Here is a 20,434-nt window from a genome sequence, read left to right on the forward strand (position 1 = left end):
CCCAGCATGAAGCCCCTACTCTTTTGACGGCGATTCGACTTCTGGAGCGGTCGCCGCGCACGAATTGGAGACCTCTTGTCGAACGCCCCATTCAGTGAGGGACGACCTTCGAAGAACGACCGCCGCGAGGCGGCCCGCGAGAAGGCCCGTCTGCTCCGCGAGGAGCAGCGCAAGCGCGAGCGTCGCAACAAGGTCCTCCTCGGCGGTGGGATCGGCGTCGGCGTCCTCGCTGTCATCGCCATCATCGCCTTCGTGATCTTCACCTCCATCCGCCCCGCAGGTCCCGGCCCGGCCAACATGGCGAGCGACGGCATCAAGCTGACCAGTGACACCGCGGGCGCCATCACCTACATCCCGACCACGGCCCTGGCGAACGACGCCGATCCGGTCGCCTCAGATGCCAATCTCGACGGCGCGGTCGACATCCGCATCTACATCGACTACCTCTGCCCGTTCTGCAACCAGTTCGAGACGACCAACAACGACCAGATCTCCCAGTGGGTCGCCGACGGGTCCGCCACCTACGAGGTGCATCCGATCGCGATCCTCACCAGCCAGTCGCTCGGCACGCGGTACTCCAATCGCGCCGCGAACGCCGCGGCCTGCGTGGCGAACTACTCGCCGGACGACTTCCTGGCCTTCAACAACCTGCTCTTCAAGAACCAGCCCGAGGAGCAGACCGAGGGCCTGACGAACGACGAGATCCTCGGCCTCGTCACCGAGGCGGGGGCGACGGACTCGTCCATCGAGAAGTGCGTGAACGACGGCACCTTCAACTCGTGGGTGACTGCGTCCACCGCGCGCGCTCTCGACGGGCCCCTGCTCAACACCGACGTGGAGAAGGTGACCGGCACCCCGACCGTCCTCGTCAACGGAGTCCAGTACACCGGAACCCTCACCGACGCCGACGAGTTCGCCGCGTTCGTCCTTCAGCAGTCGGCGGTCACCTCGACGCCCACCCCGACGCCGACGCCTTCCGCGACGCCGGCGGGCTGATCGACTGATCCTCCGGACCGGGGCCGTTCCCTACTATGGAGGGGCGGCTCCGGCCGCATGCCGGCTTGGCGCAATTGGTAGCGCACCGTACTTGTAATACGGGGGTTGCGGGTTCAAGTCCCGCAGTCGGCCCCAATCCTCTGCTCCGTTCCCGAGCCGGGCAGCTCGGTCTCTCCGTCGGCCTCGAGACGCGCAACGTAGTGTGATGTTGTAGATGCAACCAACGACGCTCTGAAAGGAGCCGCCGTCATGGCACTCGCAGACCTGCGATCCGACCACTTCCCGTTCACTGCGGCCGATGCGCCGCCCGTGCTCCTGCTGCTGCACGGCTACGGTTCGAGCGAGCACGACCTCGCCGGCCTGGGCCCGGCGCTCGATCTCGACCTGCCGTGGGCGTCGCTCCGAGCGCCCGTCGAACTGGGCAACGGAGGCGCGGCCTGGCTCCGCATCGTCACGCCCGGCAACCCGGATCCCGAGTCGGTCTCCGACGCGACGGACGCCATCTGGGCGTGGATCGACTCCGAGCTCCCCGGCGGCGCCCCTGTCATCCCGATCGGGTTCTCGCAGGGCGGCCTGATGGCCAGCCAGCTGCTGCGCACCCGGCCCGAGCGAGTCCTCGGCACCGTCATCCTCGGCGGCTTCGTGCAGGGTGCGGAGCAGCCGTCCGACGAGCTGCTGACCGCGGACCGCCCGCTCGTCTTCTGGGGAAGGGGCGCGAACGACGGTGTGATCGCCGAGGCGGCCATCCAGCGCACGACCGCCTGGCTTCCGGAGCATTCGACTCTGACCGAGCGGATCTACCCGGGGCTCGGACACGGGATCAATCGCGATGAGCTCGCGGACGTCGCCGCCTTCGTGCGCGCCGCTCTCGATCGCTCAGAGGCGCTCGCCGCGACGGGGGAGCGGGCATGACAGGGCCGCTGATGGGCAACGGCGGCAGAGAGGCGCGGCGCACCGAGAAGGTCGAGCGCTTCAAGCGCGAGCAGGCGGCGAAGGCGCGACGACGGAGGTTCGGCATCATCGGCGCGATAGCGGGAGCGGTGGCGCTCGCGACCATCGTCGTGATCGCCGTCGTCCTCACCCCGCCGGCCGCCGACCCGGCGGACGCCGCTCTCGAGGGCGTGCAGACCTTCACCAATGCGTCGACGCACGTCACGGACGCGGTCGACTACGCGCAGTCCCCGCCAGCGGGCGGCCCGCACAATCCGATCTGGCTCAACTGCGGCGCCTACAGCCAGCAGGTGCCCGACGAGAACGCGGTGCACTCGATGGAGCACGGCGCGGTCTGGCTGACCTACGATCCGGACGCCCTGTCGGACGACGAGCTCAGCAGCCTGCTCCAGCTCGTGCCCGCCACCTACGCGATCATCTCGCCGTACCCGGGGATGAGCACGCCCGTCGCGATCAGCGCGTGGAACGCACAGCTCAAGCTCGACACCGTGGACGCGGATCGGATCGACGCCTTCATCGAGACCTACTGGCAGAGCGGGGACGCACCGGAACCGGGCGCGGCGTGCACGGGCGGGGTGGACGGCCCCGGACGCATTGCCTGATCCGAGGGCAGCCCGCGCGGCCGCGGAATCGGCTGAAGAGCCGACCGCGCACTCGACCGTGCAGGCGACGCGCTCGGATGCCCGCAGCCGCGTCCTGATGGTGGTGGCGCTGCTCGCGGTCGCGATCGTCGTGGGCGGAGTCGGCTACTCCGTCGGCCGCCTGAGCACACTCTTCGCGGGCACCCCGGGAACGGACAGCGTCGAGGCGGGGTTCGCTCGAGACATGCAGGTGCACCACAACCAGGGCGTCGAGCTGGCGATGATCATCTACCCGGACTCCGACGATGCCGGCATCCGCTCCGTCGCCTACGACATCGCCACCGCCCAGGCGCAGCAGTCTGGTCAGATGTACGGCTGGCTGACGACCTGGGGAGTTCCGCAGTATTCGACGGATCCGCCGATGAGCTGGATGTCGGACGACGGTTCGCACGGGCACGACGGCACCGCCGTCCCGATGCCCGGACTCGCGACCGCCGCTCAGATCGACGAGCTCGAGGCGGCGACCGGCGCCGAGGCCGACCGGGTGTTCCTGCAGCTGATGATCGCCCATCATCGGGGAGCGATCGAGATGGCGAGGGATGTGCTCGAACGCTCCGACCAGCACGCGGTGGTCGATCTCGCGACCTCGATCGTGCGCAGCCAGACCTCCGAGATCGATCTGCTGCAGGACCTGCTCGAGGGGCTGCCCGCGGCATGACGGCGTCCGGAAGCGGGGCCGCAGGCTCCGGAGACCCGCAACTTCTGCATCCGTGAAGAGTGGTCGATCTTTTCGGCCGATCGCCGGCTGCCCACCGTTCCGGCGTGCTTGCCTGGGCTCAGCTGCGGTGTCCGTCTGCGGCTGAAGGGAGGAGGTCCGTGAGGATCGGCATGATCGGGGCGCCCGGCTCGGGCAAGGGCACGCAGGGTGCCCTGCTGGCCGAGTTCCTCGGGCTCCCGTGCATCGGGCTCGGCGACCTCATGCGCGCCGAGGCGCAGGCCGGCACGCCGCGCGGCCGGGAGCTCCAGGCGCACATGGACGCAGGACGGCTCGCGCCCGACGATCTCGCATCGGAGATCGTCGAAATCGCGCTCACGTCGAGCACGGACGGCTTCGTGCTCGACGGCTATCCCCGGACTGTGGCGCAGGCCGTCAGGCTCGACGACTTCCTGGCCACCCGGGCGGCCGATCTCGACCTCGTCGTCGTCTTCCGCGTCGCCGAAGACGCGCTGATCAGCCGCCTCGCGAGCAGAGGACGCGAGGACGACCAGCCGGAGGTCATCCGGCAGCGCCTCGCCATCTACTGGGAGAGCGCGAACGAGCTCATCGCCTACTACGGCGGGCGCATCGTCGAGCTCGCTGCCGACGGCGCGGTCGATGACGTGCACGGGCGCCTTCTCGAGGGGCTGCGCGAGGCCATCGCCAGCTGAGCCGAGCCGCATTCCTCCGATCGTGGCTCGGAGGGCGGGGGAGCTAGGAGGGGATGAGCTCCAGCGCGACCAGGCGCTCGCGGAGCTCGAGGTCGCTCGGCTCGGTCTGCGTCGAGCCGTCGCCGAAGACGATGTACGGCACGTTCGTGCGCCCGTTGGTCCGGCGGACGTAGTCGGCGGCCTCCGGCTCGGCCTCGATGTCGACGTACCGGTACGCCACGTCCTCGCCGTCGAGGACGGCGCGCGAACGCCGGCAGTCGGAGCACCAGCCCGTTCCGTAGACGGTGATGGACGGATCGCTCGCAGCAGTCATGACATCAAGAACCGTGTGCCGGCGGAATCCATTCCGCTGGTCCCCCCTCGACCCATCCAGGTGAGCTGCCCAGTTCTGCCGCCTGCAGGGCCGAACGGGCGGCAGAACTGGGCAGCTCACCGCGGTTCCATCGGTCGGAACCCGCTTTGACCCGGGCAACGACGGAAAGTACCGTCGAGTTGCGACCGCTCGCAACGACGCGTCGCAGTTCAGGAGTCGCAGTGACCGTCGTCCTCGCGGGATACGCCCGCACCCCGTTCTCGAAGTTCGTCGGCCGGTTCGCCGGAGTCAGCTCCGTCCAGCTCGGCACCCACGCGGTCACGGCCGCCCTCACCCGCGCGGGAGTGGACGGAGCCGACGTGGAACGCGTCTTCGGCGGCCAGGTGCTGCTCGGCGGCGCCGGCCAGAACCCCACGCGTCAGACCGCGGTGGCGAGCGGGATCCCGCTCAGCGTGCCGGCGACGACGATCAACATCGTCTGCCTGTCGGGCATGGAGGCGGTCGTCGCGGCCGCTCGCCTCATCGACGCAGGAGAGATCGACATCGCGGTCGCCTTCGGACAGGAGTCGATGACCAACGCGCCGCACGCCTGGATCGGCTCGCGGGTCGGCAAGAAATACGGCGCCGTCGAGATGGTCGACCTTCTCGATCACGACGGCCTGCTCGATTCGTTCGACCATCTGCCGATGGGCGCCAATACCGAGACGGGCAACGGCAGGCTCGGCATCGGCCGTGCCGAGCAGGATGCCTGGGCGGCGCTGTCCCACCAGCGTGCCGCCGCGTCGGCGGCGTGGCTGGCCGACGAGATCGAGCCCTTCCCGGTGACCACCCGGAAGGGCACCGTGCTCATCTCCGACGACGACGGCATCCGAGCGGACACCACTGCCGAGTCGCTCGCAGGACTCCGCCCCGCATTCGCCAAGGAGAACGGCACGATCACCGCGGGCAACGCGTCTCAGATCACCGATGGCGCCGCCGCGGTCGTCCTGATGTCGGCCGAGACGGCCGCAACCCGGGGGATCGCGCCGCTCGCCGAGATCGTGGCGCACGGCCTCGTCGCCGGCCCGGACACGACGCTGCACTCGCAGCCGTCGAACGCGATCCTCAAGGCGCTCGCGAAGACCGATCTCACGCCCGCCGACCTCCTGGCCGTCGAGATCAACGAGGCATTCGCCTCCGTGGCCCTGCATTCGGCCAGCCAGCTCGGCATCTCGGGCGACATCGTCAATGTGCACGGCGGCGCGATCGCGCTCGGTCACCCCATCGGCGCATCCGGCGCGCGGGTGATCGGCACCCTCGCCCGGCAGCTGCAGGAGCTCGGCGCAGGATCGATCGGAGCGGCAGCGCTCTGCGGCGGAGGCGGACAGGGCTCAGCGGTCATCCTCCGCGCTCTGTAGCACTCGATGACCTGCCCAGTTCTGCCGCCTGCAACGCATCCCAGGCGGCAGAACAGGGCGACTCGCGGCCGGGCTCAGCCCAGAAGCGGCCGTCAATTCCCGTCATGGGGCTGGCACCTCGGCGCTGAATCGGCGTCAATGGATGTCATGAACACTCAACCTGTCAGCGTCGACATCTCCGAGCTCATCTCCCGTCTCGAATCCTCCGCATCTGAGGGCGGAGAGCACTCCCGAGAGCTCGCCGATGCCGCCCACGCGCTTCGGCGATCGCTCCAGCAGTCCGCCATCCATGACGAAGCAGTCGAGCTGCGCACCGCCGTCGCCTGCCGAGATCTCGTGCTGGGGGAGCACCTCGGCGAGAGCGATCTCGCGCTCGACGTGATGTACAACCGTGCGATCGACGACGCGGTCGGCGCCATCGAGCAGCACTACCAGTTCGGCGAAGAGTCTCCGAAGTCGACTTTCTTCCACTGAACCGCATCGACCTGACGCACGAACTGCCGAATTCTGCCGGCTGAGAGCTCGCGCAGGCGGCAGAACTCGGCAGCTCGCGACGGAGCACCCGCCGCAATACGCTCGGTCGGGTGGACTGGCTGAGGATCGCGATCGCCATCGCGCTCCTGGTGCTGATCGCGTTCGCGGTGCTGACCCTGTTCGGCACGCCACGACGGTTCCAGCCGCTGCTGGCCGTGCTGCGCGGGACGGCGCAGCTGGCGGTGCTCAGCCTCATCCTCGGCGGCATCATCCAGAACAGGGTGCTCGTCCTCCTCGCGCTCGCCGTGATGGCGTCCGCGGCCGTCGTGGTGTCCGCCCGTCGTCTCGGCGGAGGCCGTCGCGCCTACCTGGGATCGGCAGCCGCGATCGCGGCCGGCTGCGGCACCGCCATGGCGGTGGTGTTCGGCAGCGGCGCGCTCGAGCCGACCTCCCGCTACCTTCTGGCCTTCGCCGGCATCCTCATCGGCAATGCGATGACGATCACCACCCTGACCGGCCGGACGGCCCGCACCACCGTCCGCGATCACTGGGACGAGGTGGAGGGCTGGCTGGCGCTCGGCGCCAGCCCCCGTCAGGCGACCGTCGACCTCGCGCGCCGCGCCTCGTACTCGGCTCTGGTGCCGCTCGTCGATCAGACCAGGACGACCGGTCTGGTGGTGCTGCCCGGGGCATTCGTCGGCGCGATCTTCGGCGGACTGTCGCCGCTCGTCGCCGGCGCCTTCCAGCTACTGGTGCTGTGCGGCGCGATCGCCGCGGGAGCGATCGCGAGCGTCATCCTCCTGCTGGTGATCGGACCGGCAGTCGTGCGACCGGATGACGAACTGGCCCAGCGCTCGGCGAGGGACGCCTGAGCGCGGACGTCAGCCGATCGGCTCGCCGTCGGACGCGGCGTCCTTCGCGCGCTTGAGTCGGGCCTGCGCCTCCCAGTACTCGATCTCGCGCTCGAGCGCTGCGAGCTCCTGCTCGGTCCCGCTCACGCGGCGATCGCCCTGAGCCTGCCTGGCGTCGGCGGGCGTGGAGTACCGGTCCGTCCGATGGATCGGCTCCGTGTAGCGGCCATGGTTGCGGGCCGCAGCGCTCCAATCGTGTCCGACGGCGAACCAGACGATGCTCCCCACCAGCGGCAGGAAGATGCAGATCAGGATCCACGCGATCTTGGGCAGCCCCCGCACCTCGCCGTCGACCCGGATGATGATGTCGATCAGGGCGAAGATGAGGAGGACTATCGACGCTCCCCACAGCAGCACGCTCATACGGGGGAGTCTATGGACCGGCTGAGAACGGCGCCATGCCCCGGATGCGGGCCGAACCCCAGAGCGGTGCGGCTGTACATTACGTCGCGTTGAGCGGCGACCGCGCCGACCGTCGAGTGTCTCGTACTCTCGAAAGTCGGCTGCAGTCGACGCAGGCTGGCCTCAGCTATGGCCGTCCACGCGGACTGCCCCCGAAGAAAGGGAAGGGCATGACGGTCATCGACAATCTCGGACGGACCCGTGACGGCCACGCGCACGCGCCTCGCGGCGTCGTCCTTCCGCACGCGAACGCGACGACCGGCACCGTGCTCGACCTCATCGGCAACACCCCGGTCGTTCGGCTGCACTCCCTGGCTCGCGACATCGAGGCGCGGGTGCTCGTCAAGCTCGAAGGCCGCAACCCCGGCGGATCCTCCAAGGATCGGATCGCGCTGAACATGGTGCGCGAAGCCGAAGCGAGCGGCGCGCTGCGTCCTGGACAGACGATCGTGGAGTCGACGTCGGGCAACACCGGCATCGGTCTCGCCCTGGTGGGCCGGGTGACGGGACATCCCGTCGTCATCGTGCACAGCGGTCTCGTCTCGCTCGAGAAGCTCGCCGTCCTCCGCTCCTACGGGGCAGAGCTCGTCGAGGCCGACCCGCAGGCGGGTCCGCTCGATCCCGGCAATCCGCGCGCCGTCGCGCAGAGGATCGCGCAGGATCGAGACGGCTGGTGGTCGTCGCAGTTCCTCAACCCCGCCAATCCCGGAGCGCACTATCGTGGCACCGGGCCGGAGGTCTGGCGGCAGACCGCGGGAGCGGTCACCCACTTCGTGGCGTCCATCGGCACGGGTGGCACCATCTCGGGCACCGGCAGGTACCTCCGCGAGGCATCGGACGGCCGGGTGCGGATCATCGGCGCGGATCCCGTCGGCTCGACCTACAGCGGTCATCAGCCGGGTCCCATCGCGGTGGACGGCGTGGGAACGCAGTGGCCGTCGAGCTCGTGGCCGACCAGCTTCCATCCCGGTGTGGTCGACGAGGTGCGCGTCGTCCCCGACCAGCGCGTCTACGCCACGGTTCGGGCGCTCGCCGAGCAGGAGGGCCTGTTCCTCGGCCCGTCGTCGGGATTGGCGGTGGCGGTCGCCCTCGACGTCGCGCGGGAGGCGCCGCGCGGCTCCACGGTGGTGGTGGTCTCGCCGGACGGGGGACTGAATTACCTGTCCAAGTCGTTCGAGCAGGACCGGTTGGCGTCAGGCGACCCGGCCGCGCAATCGGGATCGGACGGGGCGCACACCGGGCCATCGTCGTCGTCGGATCTGAAGAAGGGGCATCGCGCGTGAGCCTGCAGCACTTCGGCTGGTTCCTGGGCGCCGGGTTCGGCGTCCAGGGCTGGGGCGACCCGACCTACGGGATCGGCTACGACTGGAAGAAGCCGACGGTCTACCAGGAGGCATCGCGCGAGTTCGAGCGCGCCGGCTTCGACCTCTTCATCATCGAGGACGGCGTCACCGTTCCCGACACCTACGGCGGAACGGCCGAGGTGAACCTGTCGACCGCGCGGTTCGTGCCCAAGCACGACCCGCTCCCGCTCGTTCCGTACCTCCTGCAGGCGACCGAGCGGCTGGGCATCGTGCCGACCCTGTCCGCATCCTTCTACGAGCCGTTCACTGCAGCCCGGCTGCTCGCGACACTGCAGCACTTCGCCGACGGCCGCCTCGGCTTCAATGTCGTGACCAGCGGCAGCGACATCGCGGCGCAGAACTACGGCCTCGACAAGCAGATCGAGCACGACCGCCGCTACGACCGGGCCGAGGAGTGGGTGCAGGTCGTGCGCGCGCTCTGGCGCAGCTGGGATCAGGACGCCGTGCTCGAAGACATCGCCGGCGGAGTATTCGCCGACCACACGAAGGTCCGCACCATCGACCACAAGGGCGAGTTCTTCCAGGTCCGCGGACCCCTGAACACCGTGCCGCTGCCATCCGAGCCGGTGATGGTGCAGGCCGGCGCCTCGGGCCGTGGCCAGACCTTCGCGGGCCGCAACTCCGACGTCGTGCTCGCCCTGGCGAGCACGCCCGAGCGGATGCGCACCTACCGTGACGGCATCCGACAGGTCGCCGTCGAGCAGGGCCGCGATGCGGACGATCTCAAGGTGCTCTTCGTCGTCCAGCCGATCGTCACCGCGAATGCGGAGGAGGCAGCCTCCGTCCGCGAGAAGCGGCGCACCCTGACCCAGGCGTCCATCGACGAGGCGCTGCAGTCCGTCAGCTATCTGAGCGGCGTCGACTTCAAGAAGTTCGACCTCGACGCCCCGTTGCCCGAGATCACGACCAACAGCAATCAGGGCACGCTCGACAACTTCGTGAAGTCGGCGCCCGCCGGATCCACCGTGCGGGAGATCCTGCAGGCCAGAGCGGAGAAGGACGGCCTCGCCATCATCGGCACGGCCGGTGAGGTCGCGGCGCACCTCGGCGAGCTGGGCGAGGCGGTCGGCGGCGACGGCTTCCTGTTCACCGGCCAGGTGCATCCCGCGCTCGTGCACCGCACGCTCGACCCGCTCGTCCCAGAGCTGCGGCGACAGGGCATCCTGCGCACGGAGCTCGGCGACGGCGGCCTGCGCGCCAATCTGCAGGACTTCTGATGGAGCGACGGTGACCGACGCCGTCGTGGTCGGCGACGCCCGGCTGACCCTCGAGCACGTCGTCGCTGTCGCCGCTCTGGGCGCAGAGGTCGCGCTCAGCGACTCTGCGCGCACCCGGATCTCCGCCGCGCGAGCAGTCGTCGAGGCGCATCTCGCGGCCGAGACCCCGGTCTACGGCCTCAATCGCGAGCTCGGCGCCGGGCGGAACGTCGTCGTCGACGACGTGGTCTCGTTCCAGCTGCGGGTGCTGCGCAATCACGATGCGGGAATCGGCGAGCTGCTGACGGGGGAGCAGGTGCGGGCGTCGGTGTTCACGCGCGTGGCCGGCTTCTCATGGGGAGGAGCGGGGGTGCGGCCCGAATGGGCGACGGCCTGGATCGCGCTGCTGAACGCCGGGATCGTCCCCGCGGTGCGTCGGGTGGGATCGGTGGGAGCCGCGGATCTCACGACGCTCGCCGCCATCGCCCGCGTCGTCGCGGGGGAGGGCAGCGTGCTGGCGGACGGTGATCTCGTCCCCGCCGCCGACGCTCTCGCGGATGCGGGCGTGCTGCCGGTCCTGCCCGCCGCATCCGAAGCCCTCGCCTCGCTCAGCTCGAACGCCTACAGCGTGGGCGTCGGCGCCCTCGCCGCGGCCCGTGCCGAGCGGCTGCCCGCACTCGCCGACCTGGTCACGGCGCTCACCATCGAGGCGGTCGCGGGGCAGAGCGACGGCGGCAGCCTGCGGCCCTTCGATCCGGCGGTGAACGGCCTCCGTCCGGCGCAGGCGGCGTCGGCGGCTCGGATCAGGACCTGGCTGACCGCGGGGCGTGCGGCGTCGAGGGTCTCGGCCAGCGTTCAGGACGCGGTCTCGATCCGGTCCGCGCCTCAGATCAACGCCGCCCTCGCCGACCGCGTCGCAGCACTCCGCGCCGAGATCGAGCTGCTGCTCAACGCCTCGACGGAGAATCCCCTGGTCGCCGGCGATGCGATGGCGCCGAACGGCAACTTCCAGATCACCGCGCTCGCCGTCGAGTTCGATGCTCTGCGGGTCGCGATCGCGCACGTCGCGGTGGCCAGCGAGCGGCGATCCGTCGTGCTCTCGGCCCTGCAGCGTCCGCATCGACGATCCGGGGCCTCGCGGGTGCCCGGCCTGCTGCTCTACACGGCCTCGTCGCTCGTCGCCGAGCTGCGGCATCTCGCCGATCCCGTCAGCCTTACGGGCGGCAGCCTGAGCGAGGGCGTCGAGGACGTCTCCAGCTCCGCGGCCCTCGCGCTGCAGCTGCTCGAGCGCTCCATCTCGCTCGCCGAATCGGCGCTCGCCATCGAGGGCGTGCTCGCCGCGGAGCTGATCGCCCTCTCGGACCCGCAGCCCGCGGACGCGCTCGACTCGATCCTCGGTCAGCTGGATCGACTGCGCACGGGCGCTCCCGAGGCCGACGCACTCGTCCGCGACAGTCTCGCTGCCCTGCTGGCCGCGAGTCAGGTCGCGCTCGAGGCCTGAAGCTCCTTCGTGAACTCGAGGTATCCGATCTCCTCGAAGTCGGCCCCGAGATCGAACTGCGGGACGTATCCCAGCGCCAGGTAGAGGGCGTGCGCCTCGGGCTGCCGCGCTCCTGTGGTGAGCTCGATCCGCGAGTACCCGACCCTCAGCGCTTCGGCCTCCAGTGCGGCCATGACCGTGCGGGAGAGGCCGCGGCGGCGGTCGGTCCGTGCCGTCCAGACCCGCTTCACCTCCGCGGTGACCTCGTCGACGCGCTTGTACGCGCCTCCCGCGACCGTGCGCCCGTCCTCCAGCAGCAGGAGGAACGCGCCGCCCTGCGCCGGACTGAAGAGCTCCGCGGGATAGCGATAGAGCTCGTAGGAGGACGGAATGCCGTCGTTGTCCCCGTACCTCTCGTCGTAGTCACGGGCCAGATCGTCGATGAGCGGCCGCGCGCGCTCGTCGGTCGGCGTCGTCCAGACGTACTCGATGCTCACCACGACAACCTAGCTTTCCGGATCGACGTCGTGGATCGGCCCAGAGGCGCGATGCAGCCGGCGCAGGGCGCCTATGTGACGCCCTGTTGCGACGCGAGTCGCGGGGGAGACCAGGGACTCCTAGCGTCGACCCATGGTCATCTCGGTCGCCTCTTCCACAGAGGCCTCGTCGTCTCTGTCGGAAATGCGCACCGATGTCGCTCGCTGAGCTCCCTGCACGCGAGCGCCACCTCCACGCGGTGCCGGCGGCGGAACGCAAGTCGGACGCCGCAACGCGACAGGTGCGCACGGAGCCGCTCGAGCTGCTGCGCAGCCAGCGCAGCAGCATCAAATGGACCCGCTATCCGGATGACGTGCTGCCGCTCTTCGTCGCGGAGATGGACTACCCGCTCGCCCGGCCGATCGTCGACGCGCTCGTGCGCAGCGTCCAGGCCTCCGACACGGGCTACATCGACGGAGCAGGACCGATCGCCACGGCGTTCGCCGACTTCGCGGCCGAGCGCTGGGGCTGGACCGTGGACGAGCGGCGCATCCACGTCGCGACCGACGTCAGCGTCGGCATCGTCGAGACCCTCCGGATCGCCCTGCCTCCGCGTCCGCGCGTGGTGGTCGCGCCGCCCGTCTACCCGCCGTTCTTCGAGCTGACCGAGGAGGCGGGCGGATCCATCGTCGAGGCGCCCCTCGCGCAGCTCGACGGCCGCTGGTCGCTCGATCTCGCTGCGCTCGAAGCCGCCTTCGCCGCGGGCGCCGATGCGTTCCTGCTCTGCAATCCGCACAACCCGATCGGCATCGCCCACGATCGCGCCACGCTCGACGCGGTCGCCCGGCTGGCTGCGCTCTACGACGTCCTGGTCGTCAGCGACGAGGTGCACGCGCCGCTCGCCCACAGCCGCGCCGTGTTCACGCCGTTCGCGATCCCCGCCGCCGCTGCGGGCGCCCGCGCGGTGACAGTCACCTCGGCGAGCAAGGGCTGGAACCTCGCCGGCGTGAAGTGCGCGGTCGTCATCGCGGCCGACGAGCGCTCCGCGGCCGACCTCGCGCGCTTCCCCGAGGAGGTGGCCTGTCGGACGAGCATCCTCGGCATCCAGGCAGGCGTCACCGCGTTCGCCTGCACCGACTGGCTCGACGAGGTCGTCGAGCTCATCGAGGAGAACGACGCGCTGCTGGCCGATCTGCTCGCTCAGCGCCTGCCGGCCGTCACCTACCACCGCCCCGACGCCGGCTACCTCGGCTGGCTCGACCTCCGCGACCTCGGGCTCGGAGATCAGCCCTTCCTCCGGATCCTCGAAGAGGCCCGTGTCGCCTTCAACGACGGCGCCGCCTTCGGCCGTCAGGGCGCGGGATTCGCTCGGATCAACTTCGCCTGCGCGCCCGACACCCTCCGCGAGGCGGTCCGCCGCATCGCCGCCCTCGTCGCCCGCGCGGCCCAGCCCGTCAGCTCCTGAATCGAGATGCCACTTTCCGTCCCTAAACCGCTCGGATAGGGACGGAAAGTGGCATTTCGATCGGGTCAGAGGCGGCCAAGCCGCGCTGCAGGTCGGCGATGATGTCGTCGGGTCCCTCGATCCCGATGGACAGGCGCACCAGGCCCGGCGTGATTCCGGCTGCTAGGCGCTGCTCCTCGGTGAGGCGTCCGCTGATGGTCGTCCCCATATGGATGGCGAGCGTGCGCACATCGCCGATGTGGGTCATGTGGCTGATCAGCGTCAGCCCCTCCAGGAAGCTGCGTGCGGCGGACAGCCCGCCGACCAGGTCGATCGAGACGATGGAGCCCGCGCCGAGAGGCAGATACTTCGTGGCCCGATCGAAGAACGGACTGGAGGGCAGCCCCGCGTAGTCGACGCTCGCGACCTCCGGCTGCCGCTCGAGCCATTCGGCTATCCGCTGGGCGTTCGCCACGTGCCGCTCCATCCGGAGCGACAGGGTCTCGATGCCGTGCAGGAGCAGGAGCGTGCTCGTCGGCGGCACGGTCGGGCCGTAGTCCAGCACCGAGACGGACTTCAGATAGGCGAGATATGCGCCCTTCCCGAACCGCTCGACGAACGTGGGGCCGCCGGCGATGAGCGGTTCCGACAGTCGCGGGAACCGCTCGACGTTCGCGGCCCAGTCGAACCGTCCGGCGTCGATGATCGCCCCGCCGATGACAGCGCCGTGCCCGGCGAGCCATTTGGAGGTGGAGTGGATCACGATGTCGGCACCCCATTCGATCGGGCGGCAGAGATACGGCGTGGCGACAGTGCTGTCCACGATCAGCGGGATGCCCGCGTCGTGCGCGATCCGAGCGAGGCGCTCGAGGTCGACGACGTCGTTCTTGGGGTTCGGGATCGTCTCGGTGTAGATCGCCCGGGTTCGGGGCGTGATCGCCGCGATCCACTGCTCGTCCGATGCCTGTTCCGGAAGGAAGTCGAATACGACGCCCTGACGGGTCATGCTGCCTGTGAACAGCTGCTTCGTGCCCTCGTAGAGGCTCGAGGTGGCGAGGATGCGGTCGCCCTGCTCGACGAGCGCGAAGATCGCGACCGAGATGGCCGCCTGACCGCTGCCAACGACGATCCCGCCACGCCCGCCCTCGAGGTCGGCGAGCCGCCGGCCCGCAAGGGCGTTCGTCGGGTTCTCGGTCCGGGAGTACGCGCGGCCGGTGCTCTCGCCGGCGAAGCGGGCCGCCGCCTCGTCGAAGGTCGGGAAGACGTATCCCGCCGTCTGGTACACCGGACCCACCCGTGCGCCGAAGTCCGCGTCGAGCGTCTCGCCAGCATGGATCTGACGGGTCGCGAAGTCCAGTCCGGGGGAGTCGGCGCGAGCGTCATCGGTCATCCCGGCACGCTAATCGAGCGTCGATGGTCGCGAGAACACCGCCGACACAGAACGCAACACGCGCCGGTTCGCTCAGCGATGCGGCGGAAAGGGCCGGCTACATCGAGGTGATGAAGGCCTCGACGTCGACGGGACGCTTCGGGTGGGAACTCGTCGTCTTCTTGCCGCCGACGTAGAGCCATCCCAGCAGCTCCTCGCCCTTCTTGAGGTCGTGCGCCTTGCGGACCGCCTTGGATCGCGTGTAGTCGCCCGTGCGCCAGAAGACGCCCCAGCCCGCCTCATCGAGAAGCAGGCTGAGCATGTGGGCGACGCCGGCCGCGGTGGCGTCCTGCTCCCAGTCGGGCTTGCTGCTGCGCTTGCGACTGGTGACGAGAGCGATCAGCAGCTCGGCGCGCATCGGCTTGTCGCTGATCCCGCCCTTGTGCTCTGCCTTCGCGAACGAGCGACCGAGCTTCCTGCGTGCGTCGCCGCGGATCTCGATGACCCGCCACGGGCGCAGCGCTCCGTGGTCGGCCACGCGGGACGCCGCGCGGAGGATGTCGACGAGCTCCGCGTGGGTCGGCGTCTCGGTTGTCACCGACGAGTGGGAGCGGCGCTCGGCGGCTGCGGCACGGGCGGGGTAGCGGACGGCGGGGAGCGCCGGGGACGTGGGTGCGTCCGATCTGGGAACGATTGCTACTTCTCCTCGAAGTCGAGGGAGACCGAGTTCATGCAGTACCGGTCGCCGGTGGGGGTCTGCGGTGCGTCGTCGAACAGGTGCCCGAGGTGGGAGCCGCAGGTGGCGCAGAGCACCTCGGTACGGACCATGCCGAACGTCGCATCGCGCTTCAGCTTGACAGCATCGGGGAGCGGCTCGAAGAAGCTGGGCCATCCGGAGCCCGACTCGAACTTGGCGGTGCTGCGGAACAGGTCACTGCCGCAGGCCTTGCAGGTGTACACCCCGGCGCGCTTCTCATCGAGCAGCGCCCCGGTCCATGCGCGCTCGGTCGCGGCCTTGCGCAGCACTCGGTACTCCTCGCCCGTCAGCGACTCGCGCCATTCCGCATCGGTCCTGCTGACGGGATACGCGTCGGCGTCGGGGCCGTGCTGATCGGAACCCGTCGCCCCGTCGATCAGGCGGCGGATGGAGTCGGAGACTCGTCCCATGCGGTTCTGTCCTCTCGTGCGACTCGCTCGGCTCCCGCCGCGGGCGACCCGCGTCATTGCGACACGCTTCCAGCGGCACGCTGAACGGCGGTCCGCTTCGGTGCGCAGCGTGTCGGAGATCGCCTTGATCGACGCGCCGACGGTCGTGCGTCCTCTTGCAACAACGGTGCCTAGGATGACCCTATTCCGGGACCCTACTGCGGAGGGAGCAGGCGATGAGCGGAGAGCACCAGCCCGTCGAGCGCTCTGCTTCCTCGCGCCCGGAGCTGTCCGAGCGGGACAAGGCGATCCTCGCCTTCGAGCGGACCTGGTGGCGTCATGCGGGTGCGAAGGAGGAGGCGATCCGTGAGGAGTTCAGCATCTCCGCCGCTCGCTACTACCAGCTCCTCGGCGCCCTCATCGATCAGCCGGCTGCGCTCATCCACGATCCGATGCTGGTGAAGCGCCTGCTGCGTCTGCGCGATGCGCGCATCGCGCGCCGTGCCGCCCGCATGGACATCCGCCGCGCGACCTGACCCCCAGCTCAACCGACCCGCAGGCTGACACGCGCTCACCGAGCACGGAGCCCGCATCGCCGACCAGCCCCGGAGCCATGCCAGCCTTCCCCTCGGACCGATTCGATATCCACCCCGCCTCGGTGGGCCGGGTGGGCGCGCATCGCGGAGCGCAGCCGAAGAACCGCGGCTTCGTGACGTTCGCCTGGGCTGCCCTCGCCACGGGGATCCTGGTCGGCCTCGGCGTCGTGTGGATCCTCGTGATCAACGACCGGGTGTCCTTCGACAGTCCATTCGGCGGCACCGGAACCGGGACGGTGGCCGAGAGCACGACCGCGGCGCCCACTGTGGCACCCACCATCGATCCGAGCGCGAGCATCATCATCCTGAACGGCACAGAGACGGACGGTCTGGCCGGACAGGTCGGCAACACCCTGTCCGCTGCGGGGTGGACGGTGGGATCCACGGGCACCAATGCGACCCCTGACGTGACCACCACCACGATCTACTACGACAATCCTGCCCAGGAGGGCGCCGCGAAGGGGTTGTCCGAGGCGCTCGGAGGAGCGCCGATCGAGCTCTCGCAGGCCTTCTATGTCGAGGGACTCAACCGGATCGGCATCCTCATCGGCGCCGACTACGTCCCCGCAGGCTGATCTGCCCGAGCCTCACCCTGCACCCATTGCGACGCCCACCCGACTCCGATCGGAGGGCGACGGCGGCGGTGGTTTCGGAGCTCGAGAAGGCCCCTGTGAAACGGGGATGTTTCCGCCGCGTTTAATTCTCGGGGCAATACCGCGCGTAGCGCCCAGAACGTCGAAAAGCGCTGTTTTCCGGGCCCAGTGCTCTATTACGATTCCCACACAGCACGCAGTGACATGGCAATGGGAGTACGAAGATGGCGAATGGCACCGTCAAGTGGTTCAACGCGGAGAAGGGCTACGGCTTCATCACCGTGGACGGAGGGGGACAGGACGTGTTCGTCCACTACTCCGCCATCGACATGTCGGGATACAAGGCACTCGAGGAGGGTCAGCAGGTGACCTTCGAGGTCGGCACCGGCGCGAAGGGCCCGCAAGCAGAGGGTGTCCGCCTGGCCTGATCCATGCAACGCCGGGCATCCGCGCGGCCGCGCGGCTCGTGCGCGGTTAGTCTGCGGCGGTGACGAGGGGTTCCGCAGCGAGCGGGGAGCGCAGCTGGTGCGGCGCGCCTTCCTCGCCGGTGCCCTCTCGGCTGGGGCATCGATCCTGCTCGCCTCGTGCTCCGTCCCCGAGGTCAGCGCAGCTCCTGCGACCACGCCGACCCCGGCGCCGACACCCGAGTTCGTCTCCAGCTACGTCGCGCCCGCCGCGACCGAGCTCGCGCCACTGCGCGGCACCTCCGTCCTCGTGGGCAGCCTGGCTCGACCGTCGATCGCGGCCAAGATCGACAATCACGAGGAGGCGCGCCCGCAGTTCGGACTGGAGCGCGCGGACATCGTCTTCGAAGAGCTCGTCGAGGGCGGGCTGACCCGCTATCTGGCGGTCTGGCACTCCGATCTGCCCGACCAGCTCGGCCCCGTCCGTTCCATCAGGCCGATGGATCCGGACATCGCATCGCCCTACGGCGGCATCATCTGCTACTCGGGCGGGCAGGAGATCTTCGTCGACATGATGGAGGCGACGAACGTCTACAACGCCATCCACGGCAGCAGCGACACCGACGAGACGTTCTTCCGCACTGATCTGCGCGATGCCCCGCACAACGTGCTGGTGATGGCTCCGGCGGTCGTCGGCCAGCATGTCGATCTCGCGCCGCCCGCGCAGCAGTGGGCGTATTCCGCCGACGCCCTCGGCTCGAGCGCCGTCAGGGAGGGGACGCCCAGCGCCCGCATCGACGTCGTCTACTCGTCGGAGCGCTATCCGAGCTGGCAGTGGGACGACGCGGCGAAGCGGTATCTCCGTTCCCAAGAGGGGGCGCCCGATCTCGACCTCAGCGGGGCGCAGCTCGCCGCCACGAACGTGATCGTGATGAGCGTCGCCATCGACGGCACCTACGGGCCGGTGCCCAAGACGGTCATGGTGGGCAGCGGCCAGGTCTGGGTCTCCACCGGCGGCAGCACCATCCACGGAACCTGGTCCAAGGCGGATCAGCTGGGCGCGATCCGGCTCGTCGACGATCGCGGGATGACCATCCGCCTGGCCGCCGGCAGCACCTGGGTGCAGCTGCTCCCGCAGTCCGGAACGATCACTCTCTCGGCGTAACCGGTCGCCTTGCACTCTCAGGTGTCGACTGCCAAGATTGATTGGCACTCGATACACCTGAGTGCCAAACATTCGGTTTCCGTACGTCCGGAAGGGACGACAAAGACACATGGCTAAAATCATTGCCTTCAACGAGGAGGCCCGTCGCGGCCTCGAGCGTGGTCTCAACCAGCTCGCCGACGCCGTCAAGGTGACGCTCGGCCCGCGCGGCCGCAACGTGGTCCTCGAGAAGAAGTGGGGCGCCCCCACGATCACGAACGACGGCGTCTCGATCGCCAAGGAGATCGAGCTCGACGACCCGTACGAGAAGATCGGTGCGGAGCTCGTCAAGGAGGTCGCCAAGAAGACCGACGACGTCGCTGGCGACGGCACCACCACCGCCACCGTCCTCGCTCAGGCGCTCGTCCGCGAGGGCCTGCGCAACGTCGCGGCCGGCGCCGACCCCATCTCCCTGAAGAAGGGCATCGAGAAGGCCGTCGCGGCCGTCTCCACCGCCCTGAAGGATCAGGCCAAGGAGATCGAGACCAAGGAGGAGATCGCTCAGACCGCCTCCATCTCCGCCGCTGACACCGAGATCGGCGCCATCATCGCCGAGGCCATCGACAAGGTCGGCAAGGAGGGCGTCGTCACCGTCGAGGAGTCGAACACCTTCGGCACCGAGCTCGAGCTGACCGAGGGAATGCGCTTCGACAAGGGCTACCTGTCGCAGTACTTCGTCACGGACCCCGACCGCCAGGAGGCCGTGTTCGAGGACCCGTACATCCTGATCGTCAACTCCAAGATCTCCGCGATCAAGGACCTGCTGCCCATCGTCGACAAGGTGATCCAGAGCGGCAAGCAGCTGCTCATCATCGCCGAGGACGTCGACGGCGAGGCGCTCGCGACCCTGGTCGTCAACAAGATCCGCGGCATCTTCAAGTCGGTCGCCGTCAAGGCCCCCGGCTTCGGAGACCGTCGCAAGGCGCAGCTGCAGGACATCGCCATCCTCACCGGTGGCCAGGTCATCGCCGAGGAGGTCGGACTCAAGCTCGAGAACGTCACCCTCGACCTGCTCGGTCAAGCACGCAAGGTCGTCATCACCAAGGATGAGACCACCATCGTCGACGGAGCCGGCGACGCCGACCTCATCGCCGGTCGCGTGGCCCAGATCCGTGCCGAGATCGAGAACACCGACTCCGACTACGACCGCGAGAAGCTCCAGGAGCGCCTCGCGAAGCTCGCCGGTGGCGTCGCCGTCATCAAGGCGGGTGCCGCGACCGAGGTCGAGCTCAAGGAGCGCAAGCACCGCATCGAGGACGCCGTCCGCAACGCGAAGGCAGCCGTCGAAGAGGGCATCGTCGCCGGTGGTGGCGTCGCCCTCATCCAGGCCGGCAAGGTCGCGTTCGCGAGTGACGAGATCACCAGCCTCACGGGTGACGAGGCCACAGGCGCCAACATCGTCCGCGTCGCCATCGATGCACCGCTGAAGCAGATCGCCTTCAACGCGGGCATGGAGCCCGGCGTCGTCGTCGAGAAGGTCCGCTCGCTCCCCACCGGACACGGCCTCAACGCCGCGACCGGCGAGTACGGCGACATGTTCGCACAGGGCATCATCGACCCGGCCAAGGTCACGCGCTCCGCGCTGGTCAACGCCGCGTCGATCGCCGGCCTCTTCCTCACCACTGAGGCAGTCGTCGCCGACAAGCCCGAGCGCAACCCCGCCCCGCAGGGCGACCCCTCGGGCGGCATGGACTTCTAGACCCGCAGC

The 20,434-nt window shown here is 69.4% G+C and carries 23 protein-coding genes and 1 tRNA gene; 18 read left to right on the top strand and 6 right to left on the bottom strand.

Annotated features, from left to right (window positions below; genetic code table 11):
• Positions 1-75 precede the first annotated feature (75 nt).
• The 6 genes from E6C64_RS14320 to E6C64_RS14345 all read left to right on the top strand — a co-directional run bounded on the left by E6C64_RS14320 (position 76) and on the right by E6C64_RS14345 (position 3,956).
• Entirely contained in the window at positions 76-996 is a 921-nt protein-coding gene (locus E6C64_RS14320; protein ID WP_136428156.1) for a DsbA family protein, read from the top strand.
• Positions 997-1,055: 59 nt separating this feature from the next.
• Positions 1,056-1,131: transfer RNA gene (locus E6C64_RS14325), tRNA-Thr, on the top strand.
• A gap of 114 nt (positions 1,132-1,245) precedes the next feature.
• Entirely contained in the window at positions 1,246-1,908 is a 663-nt protein-coding gene (locus E6C64_RS14330) for an alpha/beta hydrolase (RefSeq protein WP_136428157.1), read from the top strand.
• A complete protein-coding gene (locus E6C64_RS14335) occupies positions 1,905-2,549 on the top strand; it encodes a thioredoxin-like domain-containing protein (RefSeq protein WP_233255635.1) in 645 nt (214 codons plus the stop codon). The genes E6C64_RS14330 and E6C64_RS14335 overlap by 4 nt, the downstream gene beginning before the upstream one ends.
• Complete coding sequence (locus E6C64_RS14340) at positions 2,542-3,246, top strand: DUF305 domain-containing protein (RefSeq protein ID WP_233255636.1); 705 nt, start codon at positions 2,542-2,544, stop codon at positions 3,244-3,246. The genes E6C64_RS14335 and E6C64_RS14340 overlap by 8 nt, the downstream gene beginning before the upstream one ends.
• 170 nt (positions 3,247-3,416) lie before the next feature.
• Entirely contained in the window at positions 3,417-3,956 is a 540-nt protein-coding gene (locus E6C64_RS14345; RefSeq protein WP_136428158.1) for an adenylate kinase family protein, read from the top strand.
• A 43-nt stretch (positions 3,957-3,999) separates the two neighbouring features.
• On the opposite strand, the gene E6C64_RS14350 is transcribed toward E6C64_RS14345, so the two are convergent.
• Positions 4,000-4,269 carry a glutaredoxin domain-containing protein gene (locus E6C64_RS14350; RefSeq protein ID WP_136428159.1) on the bottom strand — a complete coding sequence of 90 codons (270 nt, stop codon included), beginning with the start codon at positions 4,267-4,269 and terminating at the stop codon, positions 4,000-4,002.
• Positions 4,270-4,490: 221 nt separating this feature from the next.
• Between E6C64_RS14350 and E6C64_RS14355 the strand changes: the two genes are divergently transcribed.
• From E6C64_RS14355 to E6C64_RS14365, 3 genes are all read left to right on the top strand, one after another.
• On the top strand, positions 4,491-5,666 hold the full coding sequence (locus E6C64_RS14355; RefSeq protein WP_136428160.1) for an acetyl-CoA C-acyltransferase: 1,176 nt from the start codon (positions 4,491-4,493) through the stop codon (positions 5,664-5,666).
• Positions 5,667-5,813: 147 nt separating this feature from the next.
• Positions 5,814-6,140 carry a hypothetical protein gene (locus E6C64_RS14360; protein WP_136428161.1) on the top strand — a complete coding sequence of 109 codons (327 nt, stop codon included), beginning with the start codon at positions 5,814-5,816 and terminating at the stop codon, positions 6,138-6,140.
• A 110-nt stretch (positions 6,141-6,250) separates the two neighbouring features.
• Complete coding sequence (locus E6C64_RS14365; protein ID WP_136428162.1) at positions 6,251-7,012, top strand: ABC transporter permease; 762 nt, start codon at positions 6,251-6,253, stop codon at positions 7,010-7,012.
• Between the two features lie 9 nt (positions 7,013-7,021).
• Here E6C64_RS14365 and E6C64_RS14370 read toward each other — a convergent pair whose 3' ends face one another.
• Positions 7,022-7,414: a PLD nuclease N-terminal domain-containing protein gene (locus tag E6C64_RS14370; RefSeq protein WP_136428163.1), complete on the bottom strand. Its 393-nt coding sequence runs from the start codon at positions 7,412-7,414 to the stop codon at positions 7,022-7,024.
• Positions 7,415-7,623: 209 nt separating this feature from the next.
• Here E6C64_RS14370 and E6C64_RS14375 point away from each other — a divergent pair, with 209 nt between their 5' ends.
• Genes E6C64_RS14375 through E6C64_RS14385 form a run of 3 tightly spaced genes read left to right on the top strand, consistent with a single transcriptional unit; the run spans position 7,624 to position 11,514 of the window.
• Positions 7,624-8,736, top strand: a complete 1,113-nt coding sequence (locus E6C64_RS14375) for a PLP-dependent cysteine synthase family protein (RefSeq protein ID WP_136428164.1) — start codon at positions 7,624-7,626, stop codon at positions 8,734-8,736.
• Positions 8,733-10,034, top strand: a complete 1,302-nt coding sequence (locus E6C64_RS14380; protein WP_233255637.1) for an NtaA/DmoA family FMN-dependent monooxygenase — start codon at positions 8,733-8,735, stop codon at positions 10,032-10,034. The genes E6C64_RS14375 and E6C64_RS14380 overlap by 4 nt, the downstream gene beginning before the upstream one ends.
• A 10-nt stretch (positions 10,035-10,044) precedes the next feature.
• Entirely contained in the window at positions 10,045-11,514 is a 1,470-nt protein-coding gene (locus E6C64_RS14385; RefSeq protein WP_158437870.1) for an aromatic amino acid lyase, read from the top strand.
• Here the strand turns inward: E6C64_RS14385 and E6C64_RS14390 are convergent.
• Entirely contained in the window at positions 11,493-11,990 is a 498-nt protein-coding gene (locus E6C64_RS14390) for a GNAT family N-acetyltransferase (RefSeq protein WP_136428166.1), read from the bottom strand. The genes E6C64_RS14385 and E6C64_RS14390 overlap by 22 nt on opposite strands.
• Positions 11,991-12,184: 194 nt before the next feature.
• On the opposite strand from E6C64_RS14390, the gene E6C64_RS14395 reads away from it, so the two are divergent.
• A complete protein-coding gene (locus E6C64_RS14395; RefSeq protein WP_136428167.1) occupies positions 12,185-13,435 on the top strand; it encodes a MalY/PatB family protein in 1,251 nt (416 codons plus the stop codon).
• A gap of 22 nt (positions 13,436-13,457) precedes the next feature.
• Here E6C64_RS14395 and E6C64_RS14400 read toward each other — a convergent pair whose 3' ends face one another.
• The 3 genes from E6C64_RS14400 to msrB form a co-directional block, all read right to left on the bottom strand.
• The gene (locus E6C64_RS14400) at positions 13,458-14,804 is read right to left on the bottom strand and encodes an O-acetylhomoserine aminocarboxypropyltransferase/cysteine synthase family protein (protein WP_136428168.1); all 1,347 of its coding nucleotides are present in this window, start codon (positions 14,802-14,804) and stop codon (positions 13,458-13,460) included.
• A gap of 97 nt (positions 14,805-14,901) precedes the next feature.
• Positions 14,902-15,477, bottom strand: a complete 576-nt coding sequence (locus tag E6C64_RS14405; RefSeq protein WP_136428723.1) for a nitroreductase family protein — start codon at positions 15,475-15,477, stop codon at positions 14,902-14,904.
• A gap of 2 nt (positions 15,478-15,479) precedes the next feature.
• Positions 15,480-15,950 carry a peptide-methionine (R)-S-oxide reductase MsrB gene (gene msrB, locus E6C64_RS14410; RefSeq protein WP_136428169.1) on the bottom strand — a complete coding sequence of 157 codons (471 nt, stop codon included), beginning with the start codon at positions 15,948-15,950 and terminating at the stop codon, positions 15,480-15,482.
• Positions 15,951-16,165: 215 nt separating this feature from the next.
• Between msrB and E6C64_RS14415 the strand changes: the two genes are divergently transcribed.
• From E6C64_RS14415 to groL, 5 genes are all read left to right on the top strand, one after another.
• A complete protein-coding gene (locus E6C64_RS14415) occupies positions 16,166-16,465 on the top strand; it encodes a DUF3263 domain-containing protein (protein WP_136428170.1) in 300 nt (99 codons plus the stop codon).
• A 77-nt stretch (positions 16,466-16,542) separates the two neighbouring features.
• Complete coding sequence (locus tag E6C64_RS14420) at positions 16,543-17,100, top strand: LytR C-terminal domain-containing protein (protein WP_136428171.1); 558 nt, start codon at positions 16,543-16,545, stop codon at positions 17,098-17,100.
• 242 nt (positions 17,101-17,342) lie between these two features.
• The gene (locus tag E6C64_RS14425; protein WP_136428172.1) at positions 17,343-17,546 is read left to right on the top strand and encodes a cold-shock protein; all 204 of its coding nucleotides are present in this window, start codon (positions 17,343-17,345) and stop codon (positions 17,544-17,546) included.
• Between the two features lie 97 nt (positions 17,547-17,643).
• Positions 17,644-18,687, top strand: a complete 1,044-nt coding sequence (locus E6C64_RS14430; RefSeq protein WP_158437871.1) for a DUF3048 domain-containing protein — start codon at positions 17,644-17,646, stop codon at positions 18,685-18,687.
• Positions 18,688-18,796: 109 nt separating this feature from the next.
• Positions 18,797-20,425 carry a chaperonin GroEL gene (groL, locus tag E6C64_RS14435; RefSeq protein ID WP_136428174.1) on the top strand — a complete coding sequence of 543 codons (1,629 nt, stop codon included), beginning with the start codon at positions 18,797-18,799 and terminating at the stop codon, positions 20,423-20,425.
• The last annotated feature ends 9 nt before the right edge of the window (positions 20,426-20,434 follow it).

The sequence above is a fragment of the Naasia lichenicola genome, assembly GCF_004801885.1.
Classification (GTDB): Bacteria; Actinomycetota; Actinomycetes; order Actinomycetales; family Microbacteriaceae; genus Naasia; species Naasia lichenicola.